The following is a 22,827-nucleotide window of genomic DNA, read 5'->3' as shown; positions in this document are numbered from 1 at the left end:
TGCGATTACACCAGCGAGTGGGGCGCGTCGGACTCGCTCGGTTGCCAGGGTTGCAATTGCTTCCTGGCAAAAGGTTACCGGGTTGGCGGCGGGCCAAACATGGGAGAACACGCAGAGGTGGAGAAATCTCGCGGAGACGTCGCCGGAACGACGCGGTTGCGGTGTCGCGCCGAACTGGTTGGCGGAGAAGGTGTTTCGGGAACGGCCGGCGTACCAGCCGGCCAGAAAACACAAATGCGCGGTAGCCGTCGGACGGCTACTCGCGCATTCGGCTTGGGTAAAGGTCTACAAGATCCGGTGATTCGCCCTGCCGACCTGGTACCCGGCCGGGAAGGACTTCTCGATGACCTGCAACTGATGGTTCACCCGGGACTCCAGCTCGAGAACCACACAACTATCGCCGAGAGATTTCGACTCGAGAACTATGTACCGCTGACCACAATCGGTGATCGGGTCGCCCGAGTGCAATTTCTCGACCGGCACCGACTCCGGGGTTCCTGCTTCCTCCATCCCAACACGGTAGGTCAATTCCGCGGGGGAGGGAATAGACCTCTAGCCGGTGTCGGGCGAGCGTTGCTTGAAGAACACGCTGACGCGAGAGATCAGCCCGTCGTCGCTCCGCTCGAAAAGAATGCATTCGGGCCACGTCGCGCTTGCGCCGTCGATCTCGAACGCCTCGGTCAACTCGACGTAGGAAAGGCGATCGTTCACGTGTGAGACCCGCTGCACCTCCAGCCGGTGACCCTTGAGGGTCGTACACACCTTGCGCAGGTAGGCGACGTAGTGCTGCTTGCCCTCGACAACATCACAGAACGGGCCCTCCCGGGTCAGTCCGTCGTCGGCGATGGTGGCGGCGAGGCCGTCCCAATCGTGGGCGGCGAGGCACTCCAGGTAGCGCTCCACGACGCCGGCCCGGACCTCAGTCACATTCGGTGACCTCACGAAAACACAGTAAGGCACCGCGGCAACCTGGGAAACGGCGAGAATAGTGCGATGACTGCACCCAGGCCACCGGAGGCCGAAGCGCCGACGTGCTACCGGCACCCCGGTCGCCAGACCTATCTGCGCTGCAACCGCTGCGAGCGCTACATCTGCCCGGACTGCATGCGCGCGGCCGCGGTCGGTCACCAGTGCGTGGAATGCGTGCAGGCGGGTGCCCGAAGCATTCGTCAGCCCCGCACACAATTCGGTGGGCGGGAACGGACGGCCACGCCGGTGATCACTTACGCGCTGATCGCAATCAACGTGGGAGTGTTCGCGCTGCAGATGTCGGTGCGGGGCTTGCAAAGTCAGCTCGTGCTGTGGCCACCCGCCGTCGCCGACGGCCAGCTGTACCGGCTGGTCACCTCGGCGTTCGTGCACTACGGCGCCGCTCATCTGCTGCTGAACATGTGGGCCCTGTACGTCGTGGGCCCGCCGCTCGAAATGCTGCTCGGCCGGTTGCGGTTCGGCGCGCTGTACACACTGAGCCTGCTGGGCGGGTCGGTGCTGGTCTACCTGATCACGCTGAACACGGCGACGGCGGGCGCGTCGGGCGCGGTGTTCGGCCTTTTCGGCGCCACGTTCGTGGTGGCGAAGCGGCTCAACCTCGACATGCGCTGGGTCGTCGCGGTCATCGTGATCAATTTGCTCTACACGTTCGTCGCTCCGGCCGTCAGTTCCGAACGGATCAGCTGGCAGGGCCACGTGGGCGGGCTGGTGACCGGCGGATTGGTTGCCGCGGCTTACGTTTACGCGCCGATGAAACGCCGCAACCTGATCCAGGCCTCGGTGACCGTCCTGGTGTCGGTTCTGTTCGCGGCGTTGGTCTGGTGGCGCACGGGAGTTCTCGCGGCGGAGTTGTACCTGTGAGCTGGTGGACGGCGCACGCCGAAACCGAGCTGTCCGAAGAAGTGCCCGCGCCGCCCGAGGACGTCCGCGATTTCTACGTGGATCTGGACAACATCAAACTCGTGCATCCGCTGATCGTGTCGGTGCAGGCGACGTCGCGCGACGAAACGCCGGAAGGCTACCTGCAGAGCTACCGGGTGGTGGACCGGATTCCATTGGGGCCGTTCACCATGCGGATCACCTACCGGGCGCGGCTGCACGTCCGCACGGACGGTGAGGTGACGACCGAGGCCGATCAGTCGCCGGGAGTCCGCCTGCGCGGAAGGGTGAGCTTCGCGCCGATCGACGGCGGAACCCGCGTCACCGAGCGGATCCGGATCGCCGCGCCCCGGCCGCTCGCCGCGATGACGACGCGGGAGGCCGTCAAGGCGCATGCCGAGATGCTGGCCGGCATCCGGCGCCACTTCGAAACCGGTTGAGCCGGGCGAACTTCAGGCGCCGGCGAAATCGATGATCCCGCGAATGTTGCGCCCCTCGCGCAGGTCCGCGAACGCCTCGTTGATCTGGTCGAGCCCGTAGTGGCGGGTGACCAGTTCGTCCAGTTTCAACGCGCCCGCCTGATACAACGACAGCAGCAGCGGCACGCTGGTTCGCGGGTTCATCCCGCCGTAGAGGGCTCCCCGGAGTTGTTTCGCCGACAGCGTCATCTCCTGCAGGACCAGGGGCGTGGGGGGCTCGGTGTACGGGGTGATGCCGGTGAGCACGCAGACCCCGCCCTTGCGGAGCAGCGCCATCGCCAACGGGATCAGGTCCACGTGCACAACGCCGGGGCAGACGACGACGCGGTCGGCCATCAGGCCGGCGGTGATCTCTCTGACCAAGGGGATTGCGTCCGCCGCGGAGGCGGCGGTGTGCGTGGCGCCGAAGATCTTGGCCGAATCCCGCTTGGATTCAACGGGATCCACCGCGACCACATATTTTGCGCCGACCGCGCGAGCGCCCTGCAGGGCGTTCATCCCGACGCCGCCGGCGCCGATGACGACGACGGTGTCGCCCGGCTCGGTGCCCGCCGAGACCGTCGCGGAGCCCCAGCCGGTGCTGACACCGCAGGAGACCAGTGAGGCGGCGTGAAAGGGGATCGCGTCGTCGATCTTGATGACGGACCTCTCGGACAGCACCGCGTATTCCGCGAAAGTACCCAATTGCCCGTACGCCAAAAGGTTTTCGTCGCCGAGGTGGCGGCGGCATGTTCCGTCGGTGGGCATCTCCCGCACGAACAGGCTCGCGCCGATATCGCAGATGTAGCTTTGACCGTTGACGCAGAACCGGCAGCTGCCGCATGCGGGGATGAACGACAGCGCCACGCGGTCCCCGGGTTGCACCGATGTCACGCCCGGCCCGACCTCCGCGACGACGCCGGCGCCCTCGTGGCCACCCAGCAGCGGGAACCAGTCCGGCGCGGGCTGACCGCTCGCGGCCAGCACCTCGGGAGTGGGCACCACGTCGCCGGTGAACACATGGTCATCGGAATGGCAGATGCCGGCCACGGCCATCCGCACCAGGACCTCGCCGCTGCGTGGCGGGTCGAGAACGATCTCGCGGACCTCCCAGTCCTCGCCGACGCCGCGCAGCACGGCGGCACGACACTTCATGGCAAACCTCCTGCTTCGGTCAGTCGCTTGACGGCCAGTTCCCGAAGCTCGCCGGCCTTGATCTTGGCGTTGCCCGTCACCGCCACTTCGTCCTCGCGGAAGAACAGCACCTGGCGCGGCACCTTGTAACTCGCCAATCGTTGCCGCATGCGCGCCAAAAGCTCTGCGGTGTCGATGGTTACGCCGTCGTGCGGCACGACGCAGGCGACGACGATCTCGCCGAGCGTGTGATGCGGAACGCCGACGGTCTGGGCCACCTTGACGCCCGGCTGCGTCATGAGGGCCTCGTCGACTTCGCGGGGGGAGACGTTCGCGCCGCCGGTCTTGATGATGTCGGTCAGCCGGCCCTGCCAGTAGAGCCGCCCCTCGTCGTCGAGGTAGCCGCCGTCGCCGGTCGGGAAGAAGCCCTCGGAATCGAGCGTCTCGTCGAGCGGGGTGCCGAGATAGCCGAGCATGAGTGTCGGCCCCTTGACGCAGATCTCGCCGGCCTGGCCGCGCGGGACGGTGCCGCCGGTAAGCGGATCGGCGATCTTCAACGTCACACCGGGCAGCGCCACCCCGAAGCTGTCCGCGTGGACCTCGGGTGGGGTGTTGGCGGGATAACCCGTTGTGATCGTGAATGTTTCGGTGTTGCCGTAGGCGTGGCCCGGCTCGTGCCACTCGCCCGACACCGTCGGATGGTGGGCGATGGGGGTCTTGAAATCCGCGAATCGCACGCTGCTCAGGTCCACCGTGCTCCAGTTGGGTGCGCCCTCCAACTGGGCCCACTGGTGGGGCCACGCGAACGGGAAGTTCACCCGCTCGGCCTGCATGAGCTCGAGCGCCTCCGCGGCGTCGAACGTCGATTGCAGGACCAGTGCCCCGCCGCTGGCCAGCGTGGACCCGAGCACCATCGTGAAATTGCCGGACCAGAAGAAGCCGTTGGCGGTCCAGCCGCGAACGCGGTCGTCCGGGCTGAACCCGTACATGCGCCGGAACCGCCACAGCTGGATGCACACCCCGCGGTGCGCGCCGAGGATGCCCTTCGGCTTGCTGGTCGAGCCGGACGAGAAGAACAGCACGGCGGAATCGCTGGGATACACCGCCGCGGCAGTCGCCTCGACCAACTCGCGCGGCTCCTCGTGGCCGGAGGACAGGAACTCGGGCCACGATTGGATGCCCGGCGCCGGGTCACCGACGAGCGCGAGTTTGCGCAAGTAGGGGTACGTCGCCGGGTCCAGCTCGGCCAGCACGGCCGCGAAGTCCTTCGTCAGCACCGTGCGTTCGAACAACAGCACCGCGATGGCGGAGGCCCGGATCAGATAGTCCAGTTCGGGCGGCGTCGAAAACGTGCTCAACGGGACGGCGATGCCCCCGGCCAAGGAGGTGCCGAACACTGCGGCAAGCCATTCCGGGCGGTTCGTCATCAACACCCCGACGCGGGTGCCCTTGCCCACGCCGCACGCGCGCAACGCGCGCGCCACCTCGATCGCGCGGTCCCAGAGTTCGGCGTACGTCCACCGGGTGACGCTGTCGGCGGTGCGCCACACCAACGCCTCGCGCGGGCCGTACGTCCGCGTCACGTCGTGCAGGAAGCCCGGCAGCGTGAGCGACCCGAGCCCGGGCTCATCCGACAGCGGTGGCCCGGAAACGATCGAAAGAACCTGTGCCGCTTGCGGATCCGTCTCGTCGGCCATGGCTACAACGGGAGTTCCACCTCGGCCGTGCAGCCGACCAGCATTTCCCCGTTCTGGTTGGTCAGCCGCAGCTTCACCTGGACCAGCGGCACACCCCAGGCCGACTCCGTTTGCTTGTCGACGATCTCGGCATCGAAATATGTCACGTCGCCCTCGAAGGCCGGCGTGCGGAAGTCGGCCTTGGAGTGACGCACCAGGCCGTCGTGGCCGGCCCAGTACGCGAGATAGTCGGTGCACCACGCGCCCATCGTGGCGCCGTAGCCGTAGGCGCGCGCCATGCCGACCTCGCTGGCCCGCTCGGCGTCAATGTGTCCACGCGACGGACCGACGTAAAGCCCGTCGCGCTTGCGCGGATCGATCTTCGCGTCTTCTTCGTCGAAGGCAAAGTCCTTGCCCCAACCGGGATCCTGATAGACCCAGGGATCCTCGATGCCGGCCGGCGCCACCCACTCGAAGGTGCCCCAGATGTTGAACAGGAACGCCCGGTATTCGGTGGTGAAGCTGGCGATGCTGTGCGGGCCGATCACCCGACGCGGCAGCGTGTCGCCGACCTTGACCTCGTCGAAGCGGGGCGAAACACCCAGTCGGTTGGACTCGAGCCACTCGCGGCGCAGCCGCTCGACCGCCTCGAGTTCGATTTGCGTCCAGCGTTTGATCTCGCCGAGCTGGTTTTCGAACATGCCACGCTTGGTGGCTTCCTCGTACAGATAGCGGATCGCGGTGGAACGCTCGCGCGCCACCAGGGCGCCGTGCTGGTTCTTGTGGACGGTGTCGCCGCGGGAGAACATCGTGGGGCCGGCGAATTTCGTCTCGGTCACCTTGTAGTCGTGAAACCGGCGTTCCTGAAACAGCTTGTCCCCGGGGCGAACCGGGCAGCCGTAGAACCACCACTCCTCTCCGCCGAAGATCAAGTGGCTGTTCGGGATGTGGCCCACGCACGCCGGCGCCGCGCCGTGCCCGTAGTCCAGGGCTACCGCGATGGACTGCGGCGCGACGATGCCTCCGAACTTCGACTCGCGCGCGAACTGCTCGTCCCAGTGCACCGGGTTGGGGTAGTCCATCGCCATCACCCAGCGCCGAATGTCCGAGGAGCTGCACGGGTCCCACAGCTGCCCGCCACCGACGGGCTTGCCCACCCGATGATCGACGTCGGTCAAGTCGAGTTGAGCGGTGGTGTTCTCCGTCATTCAGAGCTCCCCGTCAGCGGTTGACATCGACGACGATCCGGCCGCGCACCTTGCCATCCATGAGTTCGCCGGCCGAGGCGATGGCTTCGCCCAGGGCGATCTCCCGGGCGATCGCATCGAGCGCGCCGGCGTCCAGGTCGCGGGCCAGGCGTTCCCAGGCGGTCAGCCGCCGCTGCTTGGGCGCCATCACGCTGTCGATGCCGAGCAGCGAGACACCGCGCAGGATGAACGGCGCCACGGTCGCCGGGAAGTCCATGCCGCCGGCCAGGCCGCACGCGGCGACCGCGCCGCCGTACCGGGTCTGCGCGCAGGCGTTGGCCAGGGTGTGGCTGCCGACGGTGTCGACGACGCCCGCCCAACGCTCCTTCTGCAGCGGCTTGCCCGCCTCGCTCAATTCGGCGCGGTCCAACACCGTCACGGCGCCGAGTTGCTGGAGGAACTGTCCCTCCGACGACTTGCCTGTCGCGGCGGCCACTTTGAACCCGGCCGCGGTCAACAGCGCGATCGCGATCGTGCCCACGCCACCGGTCGCGCCGGTCACCAGGACCTCGCCCTGATCGGGGGAGACCCCGTGTTGCAGCAGGGCATCGACGCAAAGACCGGCGGTGTAGCCGGCGGTGCCGATCGCCATCGCCTCGCGGGTGGTGAAGGCGGCCGGCAGGGGCACCAGCCAGTCACCGTTGAGGCGGGCCCGCTGAGCCAGCCCGCCCCAATGCGTCTCGCCGACGCCCCAACCGTTGAGCACCACGCGGTCGCCCTTGCTCCAGTCTGCGTGGCTGCTCTCGCTCACCACGCCGGCGAGGTCGATACCGGGCACCATCGGAAACTTGCGCACGACGGGCGATTTGCCCGTGATGGCCAGGCCGTCCTTATAGTTCAGCGTGGAGTACTCGACGTCGACGCTGACGTCACCGTCGGGCAGCTGGGCCTCGTCCAGCTCGGTGACCCCGACGGTCTGTCCCGCGTCACCCTTGTCGATCAAGACTGCTGAAAACATCTGTGCTTCATCCCTTCTGGGGCGCGTAGCCCAGGGTGCTCTTGACCTCGAGGTATTCGTGGAACCCGAACTCGCTCCACTCGCGGCCGTTGCCGCTGTGCTTGTAGCCGCCGAACGCCGAGTTCATGTCGAAGGCGTGGTTGATCGTCACCCAGCCGGCGCGGATCTTGCGGGCCACCTCCCGGGCCTTGTCGAGGTCGGCCCCGGAGACATAGCCGGCCAGGCCGTAGTCGGTGTCGTTGGCGATCTGCACGGCCTCGTCGAGGTCGTCGTAGCCGAGGATGCACAGCACCGGACCGAAGATCTCCTCGCGCGCGATCGTCATGTCGTTGGTGACGTTGGCGAAGACCGTCGGCTTGACGTAGTAACCCTTGTCCAGCCCGTCCGGCCGGCCCGGGCCGCCGGCCACGACGGTCGCGCCCTCGTCGATGCCCTTCTGGATCAGGCCCTGGACCTTTTCGAATTGCGCCTGTGAGGCCACCGGTCCGATCGCCCTCTTGTCCTCGGGATTACCGACTTTCACCTGCTCGGCGACCTCGCGCGCGATCTCGATGGCCTCGGCCATCCGCGAATTCGGGACCAGCATGCGCGACGGGGCATTACAGCTCTGCCCGGTATTCGGCATCATGTTGGTCACGCCGGCGCGGACGCTGTCGGCGAAGCCCGCGTCGTCGAGGACGATGTTGGGGCTCTTGCCGCCGAGCTCCTGCGTCACCCGCTTCACCGTCGTCGCGGCGTTCCTGGCCACCTCGACGCCGGCGCGCGTGGACCCGGTGAACGACACCATGTCGATGTCGGGGTGGCTGGCCAGCGCGACGCCGACGCCCGGGCCGTCGCCGTTGACCAGGTTGTAGACCCCGGCCGGGACGCCCGCGGCATCGAGGATCTCGGTGAAGATGTAGGCGGAGAAGGGCGCCACCTCGGACGGTTTGAGGATCATCGTGCAGCCGGTCGCCAAGGCCGGGTAGACCTTGACCGCGATCTGGTTGAGCGGCCAGTTCCACGGCGTGATCAGCCCGCACACACCGATCGGCTCCTTGGCGATCAGCGTCGCCCCGTGCTGTTCGGAGAACTGGAAGTTCTTCAGCACGTCGATCGCCGTCACCAGGTGGCCGAGCCCGAGCTGGACCTGCGGGCCGGCCGCCAGCGACGGCGGCGCGCCCATCTCCTCGGTGACCGCGTCGGCCAGATCGCCCGCCCGCTTGCCGTATTCGGCGAGGATCGCCTCCAGCAGTTCGAGGCGCTGTTCCCGGGTGCTTTGCGACCAGCCGTCGAAAGCGCGCCGGGCGGCGTTGACCGCCACGTCGACGTCGGCGGCCGAGCCGAGCGAGATCTTTCCCGCGACCTGTTCGGTGGCCGGGTTCTCGACGTCGAACGTGTTGGGCCGCACCGGGTCGACCCAGCGGCCGTCGATGTAGAACTTCAAGTACTCGCGCATGACTACTCCTTACTACCTACTGGGTGCCTTCTGCGTACCAGGTGCGGAATTCGTCGTACTTGGGCATCTCCTCGGAATTGGCCTTCGGGTCGATGCAGACGTGGACCACGGCCGCCTTGCCGCTAGCGTAGGCCCGCTCGATCGCCGGGCCGATGTCGTCCTCCTTTTCGACGTACTCGCCGTGGCAGCCGAAGCCCTCGGCGACCTTGTCCAGGCGGACGTCTTTGCTCCAGTGCACGCCGGGCTGGGGTGACGGCTGGGGGAAGGTGCGCTTGTAGACGCCCACCTCGAGGCCCCATTGGTGGTCGACGCCCACCACGCACACCAGCGGAAGCTGTTGCCGCGCGGCGGTTTCCAACTCGGCGATGTGGAACAGGAACGCCGAATCGCTGGTCAGCAGCATCACCGGGCGCTTGCCGCCCTCCGCGACCGACGCCCCGATCGCGTACGGCAGGCCGGTGCCCAGGTGGCCGAAGTTCTGGTTCCAGATGACGTCGCGCGGCTTGGCCTGCGAGTAGGTCCACTGAAAGATGACGGTCGCGCCGCCGTCGCGGACCAGGATGCCGTCCTTGGGGAACGCTCGGGTGGCCTCCACGACGAACCGCGCCGGGTGTATCGGCGTGCGGCCCGTGGGCGCGTTCTCCGCGAGCTGCGCCAGCTCCGCCGCGTCCTCGGAGATCCAGCGGGAGAGGTCGGTCTTGGAAGCGGCCGACGCCTTTCTCGGCTCGTCACGGAGCGCGTCCACCAGCTGGGGCACCACACCGCGAAGGTCGCCGACCAGGGGGATGTCGATGGGCCGGTTGACGCCGATGGCGACCGGATCCTGTTCGACCAGAATCCATTTCCGTTTCGCGTCGTTGGGTGCCCAGTGGCGGGTCCGGCCGTAGTGGCTCGGTTCGCCGAGCTCCGTGCCGAGCGCGACGCACAGATCGGACTTCACCACCGCCTCGACGGCCGCCGGCGAGAATCCGTAGGCGAAGGTGCGGTCCTGCAGACCGTCGATGAACGACGTGCCGCCCGAGGTCTGGATCACCGGGCAGGCCATGAGGTCGGCCAGCTCCCGGACCGCCGCACCGGTGCGCGAGGTGTGGACCCCGTGTCCGACCAACAGGATCGGGCTTTCGGCCGCCCGGATCAACTTCGCCGCTTCGGCGACCTCGCGCTCACCCGCCGTCTGGTTGACGAGCCGATACCTGTTGGGTGGCAGCGGATCCGACACATCGAGCTCTTCGAGGATGACGTGCGACGGGTACTCGATGTAGGCGGGCCCGGGTGTTCCCGACATGGCCCGGCGGATCGCCTCGTGAATGATCTCGTCGGTCTGATCGGCGTACTCGATCGAGGCGCTGTACTTGACCGACGGCGCGAAGAGCGGTTCCTGCCGGACGAACTGGATGCGGCCGCGCCGGACCCGGCGCTCGGTGATGCGGGCGCGCTGGCCGCCGATGAAGATCACCGGCGAGTTCTCGACCTTCGCGCACTGGATGGCCCCGGCGATGTTGGCCATGCCGGGGCCGAGCGTGCCGATGCACAGGCCGGGATTGCCCGTCATCCGCGACGCCGCCTCTGCCATGAAGCCCGCGCTCAGCTCGTGATGCGGCGCGACCACGGACCACCCGCGAGCGTCGGCCTCGGCGAACATGTGCACGAAGTTCGGGTCCGGGATGCCGAACAGTGTGTTGACGCCCTCGACCTCGAAGAGGTCGAGGATGCGCTTGTAGACGGGCACAGCCATGTTTAAAACTCCGTTCCCTCGCGAGCAGACGCAAAATCGCCCTCTGGCAGACTGTTTCGTGCGATTCTGTGTCTGCTCGTGCCAATTTCGGCGAGCACTTCGTCGGTGTCGGCGCCGAGCTCCGGCGCAGGCCCCGCGATGCGGCCCGGGGTCCGCGAGAACCAGGTGGGCACTCCGGGGAATCGCACCGGCCCGTGCGGGGTGTCCACGGTCTGGAACATGCCGACGGCGTTGAGGTGCGGATCGTCGAACAAGGCGCTGGGCGTGTTCAGTGGCGCGGCCGGTATTTCGAGCTCGCGGAACAGCGCCAGCCACTCCTGGGTCGAGCGCTGTTTCATGGTCTCGGCCACCAACCCGTACACGGTGTCGATGTGGCGCGCGCGCTCTTCCAGCGTCGAATACACCTCGCTGGCCCAGGGCGGCCGTACGGCGTTGACGAATGCGTTCCAGTGCTTGTCGTTGTAGATCAGCGCGGCGATGTAGCCGTCGCTGGTGCGGTAGGGACGGCGGTTGGGCGCCACCGTGCGCGGGTAGACGGCCGGGCCCAGGGGAGGGTCGAACAGGGCGCCGTTGGCGTGTTCGACGAGCATGAACGACGCCATGGTTTCGAACATGGCGACCTCGACCTCCTGCCCCTCGCCGGTGCGCTCGCGGTGGAACAGCGCCATGGTCGTCGCGTACAGCGCGGTCAGCCCGGCGACCTTGTCGGCCATGATGGTGCCGACGTAGTCGGCCTCGCCGGTGAGCTGCTGCTGCACCGCGGGCAGGCCGCATTCGGCCTGGATGGTGTCGTCGTAGGCCGGCCGGTCCCGTTCGGGCCCGCGCCGCCCGTACCCGTAGCAGTTGGTGTAGACGATCGCCGGGTTGATCGCGGCGACGTCGTCGTAGGCGAAGCCGAGCTTGGCGATCGCCTTGGCGCGCATCGAGTGGATGAACACGTCCGCGGACTCGACGAGGCCGCGCAGCGCCCGCGTTCCCTCGTCGGTGCGCAGGTCCAGCACGACGCTGCGCTTGCCGCGGTTCACGTTGACGAACACCCCGCTCATGCCCGGCGCGGGACCGACCGAAATGTAGCGGGTGTTATCGCCTTGGGGCGGTTCGACTTTGATCACGTCGGCGCCCATGTCGGCCATGATCTGGGTGCAGTACGGTCCCATCACCATCGCGGTGAGGTCGATCACCCGCACGCCGGCCAGTGGTCCCGCGCCCGCCCGGCTAGCCATGAAGCACGCCTCGATCACTGGAACGGCGCGCGAGGTCGAAGCTGTACCGGATGTGCTGGCCGTGACCGTCGGGCACTACCGGAAAGATCAGCGGCGCCTCGACGTTTCGGATCGCGTCGAGATGCGCGCCGACATCCTCGACCGTCCACGCCGGCCGGTGCACACCGGGACTTTCGGCGATCACCGCCCGCGCCACCCGACCCGCCAGCGCGATGAACATCTCCCCGGTCACCGAACAGCTTTCGTGGGCGAGCCAGGCCACCACGGGCGCGACGAGCTCGGGGCCCATCGGCGGGTACGACGAGGTGTCGATGCCATCGGCCATCCTCGTCACCGCGGCCGGGACGATCACGTTGCACCTCACGCCCTCGGCCGCACCTTCGAGGGCGGCGACGTTCGACAGCCCGAGCACGCCGGCCTTCGCCGTCGCGTAGTTGGCCACGCCGTGGTTTCCGTACAGGCCACCGATCGAGGACGTCAGCACGATGCGCCCGTAGCCGGCCTCGCACATCACCGGAAACGCCGGCCGCACAACGTTGAACGCACCCCGCAGGTGCACGTCGAGCACGGCGTCGAAATCCTCGTAGCTCATCTCCTTCAGCGAGCCGCGACGGACGTTGCCGGCGTTGTGGATCAGGATGTCGAGGCGACCGTAGTGTTCGAGCGCGCTCTGAATGATTTCGGCGGCGCCCTCTCGGGTCGCGACTGACGCGGTGGACGCGACGGCCTCGCCGCCGCCGGCCTTGATCGCCTCGACCGCCTCCTCGGCGGGCGTGGCGTCGGCCCCGTCGCCGGCCAGGCTGCCGCCGTGGTCGTTGACGACCACCTTCGCCCCGCGCCTGGCGAGCAGCTGCGCGTACTCGCAGCCCAGGCCCCGCCCGGCGCCTGTGACGACCGCGACCCGGCCATCGAACCGCAATTCGCTCACGAAAGCTCAAGGCCTTCCAAGTCACCCCTGGCGCGCCACTCGGCGATCAGGTCACCGAAGGCGTAGAAACCCGGCGAGTAGAAATCGCCGAGGAACGCACCGTTGTCTTTGGCACCACCCTGGCCTTCGTTGTTGTAATAACCAGGGGTGCACGACATCTCAAATCCCGAGTTGTCGATCGCGAGCTCGGCGACCGTTCTGACCCAGCCGTCCTGGCCCTCTTGGCTGGGTTCGACGGTGGTCGCGCCGCGTTTCTGCGCCTCGGCGATGATGTAAGCGATGTGTTCTGCCTGTTGCTCGAACATCGCGGTGGTGTTGGCCGAGACGCCGCCCTGAATAAAGCCCGTGAAGAACTGGTTGGGGAATCCGCGGGTCGTCATGCCGTGGAGCGTCTGGTACCTGTCGTGCCAGTAGTCGAACAGCGACACCCCGTCTCGGCCCTCGATGACGTCGACGGCGAAGCGCCGGCTGATCTCCGTAGAGATCTCGAACCCGCTGGCGAATACGACGCAATCGACCTCGTACTCAACGCCGTTGGCGACGATGCCCTTCGCTGTCAGGCGTTCCACACCCTTGGATTCCGACACGTCCACCAACGTCACGTTAGGCAGGTTGAACGTCGGCAGGTAGGTTTCGCTCGAACACGGCCGCTTGCACATGAAGCGGTAGTACGGCTTGAGCGACTCCGCGGTGTCGGGGTCGTCGACCAGCGCGTCCACCCGGCGACGAAGCCGGTCCATGATCTTGTAGTCTTCTTCCTCCCGGATCGCCATGATCTCCTCGATCCCCAGTGAGGCGGGATCCGGGCTGGCGGCAATCCGGGCGGACATGTTGCGGCCCAATTCAGTCCAGAAGTCGCACACCAGGTCCGGCTCGCCGAAGACCACTCCAACGAACGGTGACCAGTTGTGGAAGTTGCGCTTGCGCTCCTCCTGCCAACCGGGCTGCAGGGCCGCCGCCCAGGCCGGATCGGTGGGCGTGTTGGCCCGCATGTCCACCGACGACGGCGTGCGTTGGAACACGAAGAGCTGCTTGGAATCCCGGCCGAGATGCGGCACCAGCTGGACGCCGGTAGCCCCCGTGCCGACGAGTGCGACCCGTTTGTCGGCCAGCTTATGTAGGCCGCCGTTGGCATCGCCGCCGGTGTAGTCGTAGTCCCAGCGCGCGGAATGGAACGCGTGGCCCCCGCCGTCCAGGTACTCTTTGATACCGGGGATGCCGGGCAGCTTTGGCTTGTTGTACGAGCCCTGCGCCATCACCACAAACCGTGCGCGGATGTCGTCGCCGCGGTTAGTGATCAGCCGCCACCGTGTGATGTTCTCATCCCAGCGCATGGTCTTGACCTGGGTCGAGAAGATCGCTCCATCGTAGAGGTCGAAGTGTTTACCCATGGCCTGACAGTGTGCGAAGATCACGGCACCGTCGGCGAACTTCTTGCTCGGCATGAAGTCGAGTTCCTCGAGCATTGGGATATAGCAGTAGGCGTCGTTGTCGCACTGGATGCCGGGGAAGCGGTTCCAATACCATACTCCGCCAAAGTCTCCGGCCATGTCGATGACCCGAACATCTTGCACGCCTGCCTTTTTCAGGTAGGCACCCGACAACAATCCGGCGAACCCACCGCCGAGGACGGCCACCTCGATGTCCTCGTTGATCGGCGCGCGCTCGGCCACCGGAGTGTATGGGTCTATCTCGTAGAAGTCGGCCAGGTCACCTTCGAGTTCGAGGTACTGCGCGCCGCCGTCCTTGCGTAGACGCTTCTCGCGCTCCTGGGCGTATCTGGCCCGCATCGCGTCTATGTCGACGTCCTGCGCTACATCGGTGGGCCCGCAGGGCTCCTCAGCGGTGGTCATCTATCTCAAAGCTCTTTCGGCTCACCGGTACCCATGTACTTCGACAGTTGGTAGTGCAGGTTGACGGTGCTGCGCTCGCGGTAGGGATTGGGCTTGGTGCCCGGAAAGCCCAGCGATTTCATGCCCTGCTGCACGGCGGCCATGTTGGAGAAGTCCTGGGGCAACACCGAGCGCCACCGCGGGTCACCCACGGGCGTGTACTCCCACTCCGTTTGCGGCTCTTCGCCTTTCGGAAACAGTTCGAACACCGACACCTCGAAGATGCACTTGTCGGGGCTGTAGCTCGGGTCCGGCCGGGCGCCGTAGCACAGCGCAACCGTCAGGCCCTGACCGATCTGGAAGTTGGGGAAGATCTGCCACGCGGTGCCGGCCTGCCCGAGGATGTCGGTCGGGATCGTCGGCCAGATCACGCCGCGGGCCTCGTCGTCGCGGCGCGCCGACGCCAGCCAGTGCTCGAGGACCTTGTCTGCCGGGGTGCCCTCGGGCAGCTCGTCGACCAGCCGCTTGGCGGCGTTCACCAGCGTCTCGGTGGTGGAGGTGTTGGTCTCCTCCATCGTGTAGATCTGCATCTCCGCGGTCGACACGCGGGGATCGGCGCCGGTGCCGAGGCGGATCTTGGACTTGGTCGCCGCGAGGTCGTCCGGGGCGTCATAGCCGATGTTGCTGTGCTTGCCCTGCGCCTTGGCCCACCCCTTGAATTCGCCGAACTTGTTGAATTCCGGATGGGTCGTGTAGACGTGGTAGGTCTCGTTGAAGGCCTCCAGCGCGACCTTCCAATTGCAGTCGAAATAAAGCCATTTGCGCCATTTGCAGCGCATGTTCTCCAGACCGAACGGGTCGAGGATCTTGGCGGCGGGGAACAGGTAGTCGGCCAGCGGCTCGCAGTCAGGGTCCATGTTGATCCACAACCAGCCGCCCCACGTCTCGACCATGACCGGCCGAAGGTGGGTGTTCTCCGGGGTGAGCGCCTCCTGCCAGTCCTGTTGCTCGCGGATGTGCGTGCACCCCCCGTCCAAACCGTAGGTCCAGCCGTGGAATCCGCACACGAACGACTTGCGGGCGCGGCCGCAGGCGTTCTTGGCGCCCTGCGGCGTGTCGATCAGCCTTCGGCCGCGGTGCATGCACACGTTGTGGTGCGCGCGAAATTCGTTGTGTCCGGTGCGCACCACGATGATCGAGTCGTCGAGGATGTCGTAGGTCAGGTAGCTGCCCACCTCGGGCAGCTCTTCGACGCGGCCGACCTGCTGCCACACCTTGCGCCACAGCTTGTCGCGCTCGGCGCGGGCGTAGTCCGGGCTGATGTAGGCCTCGACGCCGATCGTCATGGGTTTCGAAAGTTCTTCGGTCGCTTGGACTTTCGTATCAGTCACGACATCCTCCTAATGGCCGCGCGGAAGGATTCGTCCTTGAGGAACAGCGAGGTATTGTCGGCGCCCAGGTGGCTCCACCTGAGGTCGAGGCCGCCGTCGACGAGCAGCGTCTGGCCGGTGACGTAGCTCGACAGGTCCGAGAGCAGGAACAGGATGGCGCCGGCCTGCTCCTCCGGCCGGCCGCGCCGGCCCATCGCGATCGCCTGCCGATCCCGGTCCGGGTCCTCGTCGACGTAGGTGCGCGAGGCCGCGGTCTCGGTGACGCCGGGCGCCACGGCGTTCACCCGGATCCCGGACATCGCCAGCTCGAGCGCCATCGTCCGGGTCATCGCCGAGATCGCGGCCTTGGCGGTCCCGTAGGCGATGTGGAACGGCGCGGTGTTCATGCCACTGATCGACGAGATCGACACGATCGACCCGGGCCGCTGCTGCGCGACGAGTTCGGCCGCCACGGCCTGGCTCATGAAGAACGCCGTTTCGAGGTTGTCGGTGAAGATCTTGCGCCAGTCGCCGCGCGTCACCCGCGTCGACGGCATCCACGTCGACGGCTCGGCGCCGCCGGCGACGTTAACCAGACCGTAGAGGCTGCCGTCGGCACGCCGCGCCTGGTCGATCACCGTGGCGATGCCCTCGTCCGTCGACGCGTCGGCCGCGACGGGCACCACCGCCAGGCCCCGTCGCGCCAGCGGGGCGACGTGCTCGTCCAGGTTTTCCTTCGACCGGCTCACCGCGATCACCGTCGCCCCGGCGCGGGCGGTCATGGCCGTGACGGTGGTGCCGATGCCGCCGCCACCGGCGCCGGAAACCACGACGACGCGCCCGTCCAGCCCTGGGAGGCGCCCGAGAAGATCGTCCATGACCTGCAATCCGCTGCGTCGCTTTGTCCGGACAAGATACAGCGTTCTGTCCTTTGGAGAACACTATTCCCATCGACAGAGTTGGCTGTCAAGGCCAAGCCTGCCCGCTTCGGAAGCTATTGTCTGGACTAGAACAAGTTGATAGCGTCCAGCTCACAGGGCTGACGGAAGGACCACGGCAGGATATGGCCATCGCGACGCAGCCATCCCGATATGCGGTACCGCCGTCGATCGGCGTCGCGGACGGCTGGCGACTCGACCGGGTCACTCCTCCCAGCCGCCTGTTCGGCGCCAACGGCCTGCGCACCGGGCCGGACGGGCGCGTGTACATCGCGCAGGTGACCGGCAGCCAAATCAGCGCGCTGGATCACCGCACCGGGCAACTGGGCGTCGTGAGCGCCAAGGGCGGCGAGATCGTCGCCCCCGACGACGTCGCGTTCGACGCGCGCGGCAACCTGTACGCGACCGAGGTGATGGACGGGCGGGTCAGCGTGCGCGACACCGCCGGCCGGACCCGGGTGCTGCGCGACGACGTTCCGTCGGCCAACGGGATCACCTTTCACGGCGACCGGTTGTTCATCGGCGAATGCCGCGAGGGTGGGCGGCTGCTGGAGCTGGACCTGAACGGCGGGCCGCCGCGGGTGCTCCTGGACGGCGTGCCCTCACCCAACGCGATGGAGGTCGGCCCGGACGGAATGCTGTATTTCCCGGTCATGGGCGCCAACGAGATCTGGCGCGTGCATCCCGACGGCGGCGAACCACAATGCGTCGCAGGCGATCTCGGTGTGCCCGACTCGGTCAAGTTCGACCCGCAGGGCTACATCGTCTCGACCCAGGTGGCCAGCGGGCAGGTGCTGCGCATCGACCCGCGCAACGGTGATCGGCGGCTGCTGGCCCAGCTGAGCCCGGGCCTGGACAACTGCACCCTGGTCGGCGACCGGGTGCTGGCATCCAATTTCACCGGCGAGATCACCGAGATATCGCCGGACGGTTCGACGCGAACCGTGCTGCCCGGCGGGCTGAACTGGCCGCTGGATCTGACCGTGGGCCACGACGGACGGCTCTACGTCGCCGACGGCACATACTTCTATGTCGCCCTGCCCGACGGGTCGTTGCAGACCGTCGGGATGTTGTTCAGCCCCGGCTATCCCGGCTTCCTGCGGGGCGTCGCGTCGAGCGGGCCGGGCGAGTTCGCCGTCACCACCTCGGGCGGCCAGGTCGGCCGCTACCGGCCCGCGGCGAGCGAAACCGAGGTGCTGGCAGACGGTTTCGACCAGCTCTACGGCGTCGCGGTCGGGCCGGGCGGGCCGGTCGTCGCCGAGTTGGGCACCGGGCGGGTGCTGTCGGTCCGCCCGGGTGGCGTCGACGCGCTGGCCCGCGGCCTGCGCGAGCCGGTCGGAGTCGCGATGGGCGCCGACGGGGCGTGCCTGGTCGCGGAGGCAGGCGCCGGACGGGTGATCCGACTGAACGGATCGACCATCGACACCGTCGTCGCCGATCTGCAACGCCCGCAGGGCATCTGCGTGCATGACGGCGTGCTCTACATCGTCGACGCCGGCGCCAAGGAGTTGGTCGCGTTCGACATGAACACCAGGGCTCGGTGGACGGTGGCGTCGGGTTTACCGGTCGGTCCCCCGGCGGGCGTGGTCCCCAAGCCGCTGAAAGGCATGCCGCCGTTCTCCGGGCCGCAGGGCCCGTTCGCCGGCGTCGCCGCCGCGGCCGACGGGACGCTGTACGTCTCGGCCGACGGGGACGGCAGCGTGCTGGCGGTGCGCCGATCCCGGGACGGCCGCTGATGTCCCAGGCGATCTCGAGCGAGCACCGTTATCTGCAGATCGCGCGAACGCTGCGCAAAGAGATCGTCGACGGCGTGTACCCGGTGGGTTCGCAGCTGCCGACCGAGCACCAGTTGTGCGAGCGATTCGCGGTCAGCCGCTACACCGTGCGCGAAGCGCTGCGCCGGCTGCGCGAGGACAACCTGGTCGCGTCGCGGCCCCGCGCGGGCACCCGGGTGGTCCCCCGGCCGGCGACCAGTTCCTATGCGCAGGACACGATGTCGATCGACGACCTGCTCGCGTTCGCGTCCGGAGCGCAGCTGACCATCGAGTCCAACGAGATGGTGGAGATCGACGACGAACTCGCCGCTCGGACCGGGCTGCCGGCCGGCACGCAGTGGTTGTCCGTGCGCGGCTACCGGCGGGCCGAGGGCGCCTCGGCGCCCCTGTGTCGAACGGAGTACTACATCAACCGCGATTTCGCCGCGGTCGGCCGGCTGCTGCGACGCCACACCGGCCCGATCTTTCCGCTCATCGAGGACCTGTTCGGGGTGAGCATCGCCGAGCTGCGCCAGGAAATCGCCGCGGTGCTGCTGCCGCCCGGGCTGGCCGACGGCCTCGGAGTCGCGGCGGGCACGGCGGCGCTGGAGATGCGGCGAACCTACAAGACATCCGACGGCGAGGTCGCCCAGGTAACGGTCAACACTCACCTGTCGTCGAGCTTTCGCTACGCGATGACCATGCGCCGCGTGAATGACCAGGCCGACTGACGTGACAGCCCGGGCCCATCAAGACGCCACATTCGCGGCGGAGGCATACCGGCGTGGGCTGTGGGTCAGCACCACGCTGGCGGACTCGCTGCGCGCGGCCGCGGAGACCACGCCACGGCGAACGGCGCTGGTGGACGGGGACACTCGGCTGGATTGCGCCACGCTCGACAGCCAGGCGACCCGGCTGGCCAACGCCCTGCTGGCGCGCGTGCCGACCGGCAGCGTGGTGTCGTTCATGCTGCCGAACTGGCACGAGGCCGCCGTCGTCTACCTGGGCGCGACACTGGCCGGGATGGTGGTGAACCCGATCCTGCCGTCGCTGCGCGACCACGATTTGCGCTTCATCCTCGAGGACGTCGAAGCAGCGATGATCTTCGTCCCGCACCGGTTCGGCGGTCACGACTACGCCGCGATGCTCGAACGCGTCACCGCCGCGATGGACCCCGCGCCCGAGGTGGTGGTGCTGCGCGGCTCTGAAATCTGGCAAGCCGGCGCGCACACGCCCTATCCCGCGCTGCTGGAGGGCCCGCCGGATCCCGCGCGGTTGCCGCGGCTGAATCCCGACGCCGCACGCATGGTCCTGTACACGTCGGGCACCACCGGCCGCCCGAAAGGCGTGCTGCACAGCCACAATTCGCTACACGCGCTGATCAGCCAGATCCGTGACCACTGGAACGTCGAGCCCGGCGACACGTTCCTGGTCCCGTCGCCCATCGCCCACATCGGCGGGTCGATCTACGCGTTCGAATGCCCGCTGCTGCTGGGCACGACCGCGGTGCTGATGGACCGGTGGGACCCGGCGGCGGCCGTGGCGATGATGAACCGTGAACACTGCACCCACATGGCCGGCGCGACACCGTTCCTGCAGCAGCTGTTGGCCGCCGCCGAACGCGCCGGCACCCGCCTGCCCGACCTGAAGGTGTTCATCTGCGGCGGCGCCTCGGTGTCGCCGGCGCTGATCCGGCGCGCCGCCGGCTATTTCGACCGAGCGGTCGTCACCCGGGTGTACGGCTGCACCGAGGTGCCCGTCGCGACCGTCGGCGCGCCCCGGCCGGACGAAGCCGACCGAGCCGCGGACACCGACGGGCGGGCCGGCATCGCGGAGATCAAACTCGTCCCCCACGACCTCGCAGCCGACGGCGGCGGCGAGATCTGCGTCCGCGGCCCACAGATGCTGCTCGGCTACCGGCATTTGCACGACGATGCCGAGTCATTCGATGCCGCAGGGTTTTTCCGCACGGGGGACCTCGGCCGCTGGGTCTCAGCTGGTTTGAAAGGCGAATACCTCCTCGTGACCGGGCGGGCCAAGGACGTCATCATTCGCAACGGCGAGAACATCTCGGCCAAGGAGGTCGAGGACCTGCTCGCCGAGCACCCCGGCATCGCCGAAATCGCGGTCGTCGGGCTGCCCGACGACCGGACCGGGGAACGGGCGTGCGCGGTGATCGTGCCCTCGGCGGAGCGGGGCAAGTCGGAGCCGGGCGTCGCCGAGCTGCTCGCCCTGCTGCAAAGCAAGGGCGTCGCGAAATTCAAGGCCCCCGAACAGGTGGTCATCTGGGATGCCCTGCCCAAGAACGACGCGGGCAAGATCCTCAAACATCGGATCAGGGCCGCTTTAACACAGGATGGGTGAGATGCAGGTCGCTATCGTCACGGGCGCAACCAGCGGCATCGGTTTGGGATGCGCAAGGAGCCTCGCCGGGATGGGAATGGCGGTCCTCGGCACGGGCCGCGACGAGGACCGACTGGCCGAGCTGCAGGCATCCATCGCCGACCCGGCTCGGGTCGCGACCCTGGCGGTCGACCTGACCCAGGACGACGCGCCGCGGCGCATCGTCGAGGCCGCCGTCGACCGGTGGGGCCACGTCGACTTCCTGATCAACAACGCCGGGGTCGGCAACCCCAAACCGGTACACGAAACCGACGACGAAACACTGGACTATTTCCTGGGTTTGATGCTGCGGGCGCCGTTTCGGCTCACGCGCGAGGTGCTGCCGCACATGGGGCCCGGGTCGGCGATCATCAACATCACGTCGACCTTCGCCGTGGTGGGCGGGCTGCGGGGCGGCGCCTACTCCGCCGCCAAGGGCGGGCTGACCGCGCTGACCACCCACATCGCCTGCCAGTACGGCCCCGCCGGCATCCGCTGCAACGCCGTCGCGCCCGGCGTCACGGTGACACCGATGGTCGAGAAGCGCTTGCAGGACGAGCGATTCCGCAAGATCAACACCGAGCTGACGCCGCATCAGCGGCTGGGCACCGTCGACGACATCGCCAGCACCGTGGCGTTCCTGTGCTCGCCGGGCGGGAGTTTCATCAACGGTCAGACGATCGTCGTCGACGGCGGCTGGAGTTCGACCAGGTACATGTCGGAGTTCGCGCTGAACTCGGAGTGGGTGGCGCGGTGAAGGTTTCGCCCGCTGCGTTCGTGCGCACCACGCTCCCGCTGAACCTGTCGGGCCTGGCGGAGCTGGACACCGGTCGGTACCACTCGATCTGGCTGCCGGATCACATGGTGAGCTTTTGGCCCGACGCGCTGTGGACGCCCGAGTTCACCGACCTCGCAACGTCGTCGCCGTCGCCGCACCGGCACCTCGACGGTATGGCGGTCGCCGCCGCGGCGGCCGTGCTGACCGAACGGGTGCCGCTCGCCACCAGCGTCGTGGACACGGTGCGCCGCCACCCCGCGATGCTGGCCCAAAGCGCGCTGACCATCGACCATCTCTCCCGCGGGCGATTCATCCTGGGCCTGGGCAGCGGCGAGAGCGAAAACATCGTGCCCTACGGTTTCGACTTCGCTAGGCCCGTCGGCCGCTTCGAGGAGGCGCTGCGGGTCATCCGGCTGCTGTGGGAATGCGACGGTCCGGTGGACTTCGAGGGCCGGTTCTACCGGCTGCATCGCGCCCGCCTGGACACCGAGCCCTACGACGGGCGCTTCCCGCCGATCTGGATCGGCGCCAGCGGGCCACGAATGCTCGACATCGTCGGGCGCTATGCCGACGGTTGGTGGCCGGCCGGGGCGTGGACCCCCGAGCACTACGCCGAAATGCTGGGCGCGGTAAGGCAATCGGCCGAACAGGCCGGCCGCGACCCGATGGCGATCACGCCGTGCTACGTGCAGGTTTGCCTGATCGGCGAGGACGACGACGCGATCGAAGGGATCCTGCGCGCTCCGCTGGTGGCCGCGTTCCTGTTGCAGGTATCCGCGGAAGTGCTGCGCCGCTTCGGCTTTGACCATCCGATGGGCGACGACTGGGGCGGCTTTCATGACATCGACCCGACGACGCTGACGCGGGAACGGATCCTCGACTTCCTCGGCCGCGTCAAGCCCGAAGCGATCCGGGCGGTCGTGCCGCACGGCACACCCCGGCAGGTCGCCCGAATCATCAAGTCGTATGTGGACGCCGGGCTGCGGGTTCCCAAGATCCTGGATTACGGCGCGATGGCCGGACTGGAGTTCAGCGCCGCGTCGGCGGCGCCATCGCCGAAAGCCACTGCAAGCCTGCCTTTCTCAGCTGCCGAGTTTGTCGAGCATT

Annotated in this window: 20 protein-coding genes; 7 read left to right on the top strand and 13 right to left on the bottom strand. The window is 67.7% G+C overall.

Going from position 1 to position 22,827, the window contains the following annotated elements:
* Positions 1-285 precede the first annotated feature (285 nt).
* Together A5706_RS11730 and A5706_RS11725 are read right to left on the bottom strand one after the other, a co-directional pair.
* Positions 286-510 (bottom strand): hypothetical protein, encoded by a 225-nt coding sequence (locus tag A5706_RS11730; protein ID WP_068130514.1) that lies wholly within the window; start codon positions 508-510, stop codon positions 286-288.
* Between the two features lie 42 nt (positions 511-552).
* Positions 553-927, bottom strand: coding sequence for a nuclear transport factor 2 family protein (locus A5706_RS11725; RefSeq protein WP_068130511.1), 375 nt, complete (start codon positions 925-927; stop codon positions 553-555).
* Between the two features lie 66 nt (positions 928-993).
* Here A5706_RS11725 and A5706_RS32970 point away from each other — a divergent pair, with 66 nt between their 5' ends.
* Both A5706_RS32970 and A5706_RS32965 read left to right on the top strand, forming a co-directional pair.
* Complete coding sequence (locus tag A5706_RS32970; protein ID WP_156767076.1) at positions 994-1,851, top strand: rhomboid family intramembrane serine protease; 858 nt, start codon at positions 994-996, stop codon at positions 1,849-1,851.
* Positions 1,848-2,309, top strand: coding sequence for an SRPBCC family protein (locus A5706_RS32965; protein ID WP_068130507.1), 462 nt, complete (start codon positions 1,848-1,850; stop codon positions 2,307-2,309). The genes A5706_RS32970 and A5706_RS32965 overlap by 4 nt, the downstream gene beginning before the upstream one ends.
* A gap of 12 nt (positions 2,310-2,321) precedes the next feature.
* On the opposite strand, the gene A5706_RS11710 is transcribed toward A5706_RS32965, so the two are convergent.
* From A5706_RS11710 to A5706_RS11660, 11 genes are read right to left on the bottom strand one after another with little or no spacing between them, the layout of a single operon-like run.
* On the bottom strand, positions 2,322-3,464 hold the full coding sequence (locus A5706_RS11710) for an NDMA-dependent alcohol dehydrogenase (protein ID WP_068130580.1): 1,143 nt from the start codon (positions 3,462-3,464) through the stop codon (positions 2,322-2,324).
* Positions 3,465-3,478: 14 nt separating this feature from the next.
* Positions 3,479-5,158: a class I adenylate-forming enzyme family protein gene (locus A5706_RS11705; RefSeq protein ID WP_068130504.1), complete on the bottom strand. Its 1,680-nt coding sequence runs from the start codon at positions 5,156-5,158 to the stop codon at positions 3,479-3,481.
* Positions 5,159-5,160: 2 nt separating this feature from the next.
* Positions 5,161-6,345 carry a MaoC family dehydratase N-terminal domain-containing protein gene (locus A5706_RS11700; protein ID WP_068130500.1) on the bottom strand — a complete coding sequence of 395 codons (1,185 nt, stop codon included), beginning with the start codon at positions 6,343-6,345 and terminating at the stop codon, positions 5,161-5,163.
* A gap of 13 nt (positions 6,346-6,358) precedes the next feature.
* Positions 6,359-7,342: an MDR family oxidoreductase gene (locus tag A5706_RS11695; RefSeq protein WP_068130497.1), complete on the bottom strand. Its 984-nt coding sequence runs from the start codon at positions 7,340-7,342 to the stop codon at positions 6,359-6,361.
* Positions 7,343-7,349: 7 nt separating this feature from the next.
* On the bottom strand, positions 7,350-8,780 hold the full coding sequence (locus A5706_RS11690; protein WP_068130494.1) for an aldehyde dehydrogenase family protein: 1,431 nt from the start codon (positions 8,778-8,780) through the stop codon (positions 7,350-7,352).
* 16 nt (positions 8,781-8,796) lie between these two features.
* On the bottom strand, positions 8,797-10,515 hold the full coding sequence (locus A5706_RS11685) for a thiamine pyrophosphate-binding protein (RefSeq protein ID WP_068130490.1): 1,719 nt from the start codon (positions 10,513-10,515) through the stop codon (positions 8,797-8,799).
* Positions 10,516-10,517: 2 nt separating this feature from the next.
* Positions 10,518-11,711: a CaiB/BaiF CoA-transferase family protein gene (locus A5706_RS11680; RefSeq protein ID WP_068130576.1), complete on the bottom strand. Its 1,194-nt coding sequence runs from the start codon at positions 11,709-11,711 to the stop codon at positions 10,518-10,520.
* Positions 11,712-11,730: 19 nt separating this feature from the next.
* Positions 11,731-12,666, bottom strand: coding sequence for an SDR family NAD(P)-dependent oxidoreductase (locus tag A5706_RS11675; RefSeq protein ID WP_068130486.1), 936 nt, complete (start codon positions 12,664-12,666; stop codon positions 11,731-11,733).
* Entirely contained in the window at positions 12,663-14,519 is a 1,857-nt protein-coding gene (locus A5706_RS11670) for an NAD(P)/FAD-dependent oxidoreductase (RefSeq protein WP_068130483.1), read from the bottom strand. Before A5706_RS11670 ends, A5706_RS11675 begins: the two co-directional genes overlap by 4 nt.
* Positions 14,520-14,524: 5 nt before the next feature.
* Complete coding sequence (locus A5706_RS11665) at positions 14,525-15,844, bottom strand: SRPBCC family protein (RefSeq protein WP_068130481.1); 1,320 nt, start codon at positions 15,842-15,844, stop codon at positions 14,525-14,527.
* Between the two features lie 41 nt (positions 15,845-15,885).
* Positions 15,886-16,746: an SDR family NAD(P)-dependent oxidoreductase gene (locus A5706_RS11660; protein WP_068130477.1), complete on the bottom strand. Its 861-nt coding sequence runs from the start codon at positions 16,744-16,746 to the stop codon at positions 15,886-15,888.
* Positions 16,747-16,931: 185 nt separating this feature from the next.
* Here A5706_RS11660 and A5706_RS11655 point away from each other — a divergent pair, with 185 nt between their 5' ends.
* The 5 genes from A5706_RS11655 to A5706_RS11635 all read left to right on the top strand — a co-directional run.
* Complete coding sequence (locus A5706_RS11655) at positions 16,932-18,542, top strand: SMP-30/gluconolactonase/LRE family protein (protein WP_068130473.1); 1,611 nt, start codon at positions 16,932-16,934, stop codon at positions 18,540-18,542.
* Positions 18,542-19,291 carry a GntR family transcriptional regulator gene (locus A5706_RS11650; RefSeq protein ID WP_068130468.1) on the top strand — a complete coding sequence of 250 codons (750 nt, stop codon included), beginning with the start codon at positions 18,542-18,544 and terminating at the stop codon, positions 19,289-19,291. Before A5706_RS11655 ends, A5706_RS11650 begins: the two co-directional genes overlap by 1 nt.
* Position 19,292: 1 nt before the next feature.
* Positions 19,293-20,924 carry an AMP-binding protein gene (locus A5706_RS11645; RefSeq protein WP_068130573.1) on the top strand — a complete coding sequence of 544 codons (1,632 nt, stop codon included), beginning with the start codon at positions 19,293-19,295 and terminating at the stop codon, positions 20,922-20,924.
* Complete coding sequence (locus A5706_RS11640; protein WP_068130465.1) at positions 20,917-21,699, top strand: SDR family NAD(P)-dependent oxidoreductase; 783 nt, start codon at positions 20,917-20,919, stop codon at positions 21,697-21,699. The genes A5706_RS11645 and A5706_RS11640 overlap by 8 nt, the downstream gene beginning before the upstream one ends.
* Positions 21,696-22,827, top strand: a 1,132-nt coding sequence (locus A5706_RS11635) for an LLM class flavin-dependent oxidoreductase (protein WP_156767074.1), incomplete at its 3' end; no start/stop codon positions are given. The genes A5706_RS11640 and A5706_RS11635, both read left to right, overlap by 4 nt.

The organism is Mycobacterium sp. E796 (assembly GCF_001672815.1).
Lineage (GTDB): Bacteria > Actinomycetota > Actinomycetes > Mycobacteriales > Mycobacteriaceae > Mycobacterium.
This window is presented reverse-complemented; position numbering and strand designations above follow the sequence as displayed.

Excerpts from the sequence above, each read along its gene's own strand:
- A5706_RS11730 (WP_068130514.1), bottom strand. The coding sequence starts at position 510 with ATGGAGGAAGCAGGAACCCCGGAGTCGGTGCCGGTCGAGAAATTGCAC.
- A5706_RS32970 (WP_156767076.1), top strand. The coding sequence starts at position 994 with ATGACTGCACCCAGGCCACCGGAGGCCGAAGCGCCGACGTGCTACCGG.
- A5706_RS11705 (WP_068130504.1), bottom strand. The coding sequence starts at position 5,158 with ATGGCCGACGAGACGGATCCGCAAGCGGCACAGGTTCTTTCGATCGTT.
- A5706_RS11700 (WP_068130500.1), bottom strand. The coding sequence starts at position 6,345 with ATGACGGAGAACACCACCGCTCAACTCGACTTGACCGACGTCGATCAT.
- A5706_RS11695 (WP_068130497.1), bottom strand. The coding sequence starts at position 7,342 with ATGTTTTCAGCAGTCTTGATCGACAAGGGTGACGCGGGACAGACCGTC.
- A5706_RS11690 (WP_068130494.1), bottom strand. The coding sequence starts at position 8,780 with ATGCGCGAGTACTTGAAGTTCTACATCGACGGCCGCTGGGTCGACCCG.
- A5706_RS11685 (WP_068130490.1), bottom strand. The coding sequence starts at position 10,515 with ATGGCTGTGCCCGTCTACAAGCGCATCCTCGACCTCTTCGAGGTCGAG.
- A5706_RS11670 (WP_068130483.1), bottom strand. The coding sequence starts at position 14,519 with ATGACCACCGCTGAGGAGCCCTGCGGGCCCACCGATGTAGCGCAGGAC.
- A5706_RS11665 (WP_068130481.1), bottom strand. The coding sequence starts at position 15,844 with ATGACGATCGGCGTCGAGGCCTACATCAGCCCGGACTACGCCCGCGCC.
- A5706_RS11660 (WP_068130477.1), bottom strand. The coding sequence starts at position 16,746 with ATGGACGATCTTCTCGGGCGCCTCCCAGGGCTGGACGGGCGCGTCGTC.
- A5706_RS11655 (WP_068130473.1), top strand. The coding sequence starts at position 16,932 with ATGGCCATCGCGACGCAGCCATCCCGATATGCGGTACCGCCGTCGATC.
- A5706_RS11650 (WP_068130468.1), top strand. The coding sequence starts at position 18,542 with ATGTCCCAGGCGATCTCGAGCGAGCACCGTTATCTGCAGATCGCGCGA.
- A5706_RS11640 (WP_068130465.1), top strand. The coding sequence starts at position 20,917 with ATGGGTGAGATGCAGGTCGCTATCGTCACGGGCGCAACCAGCGGCATC.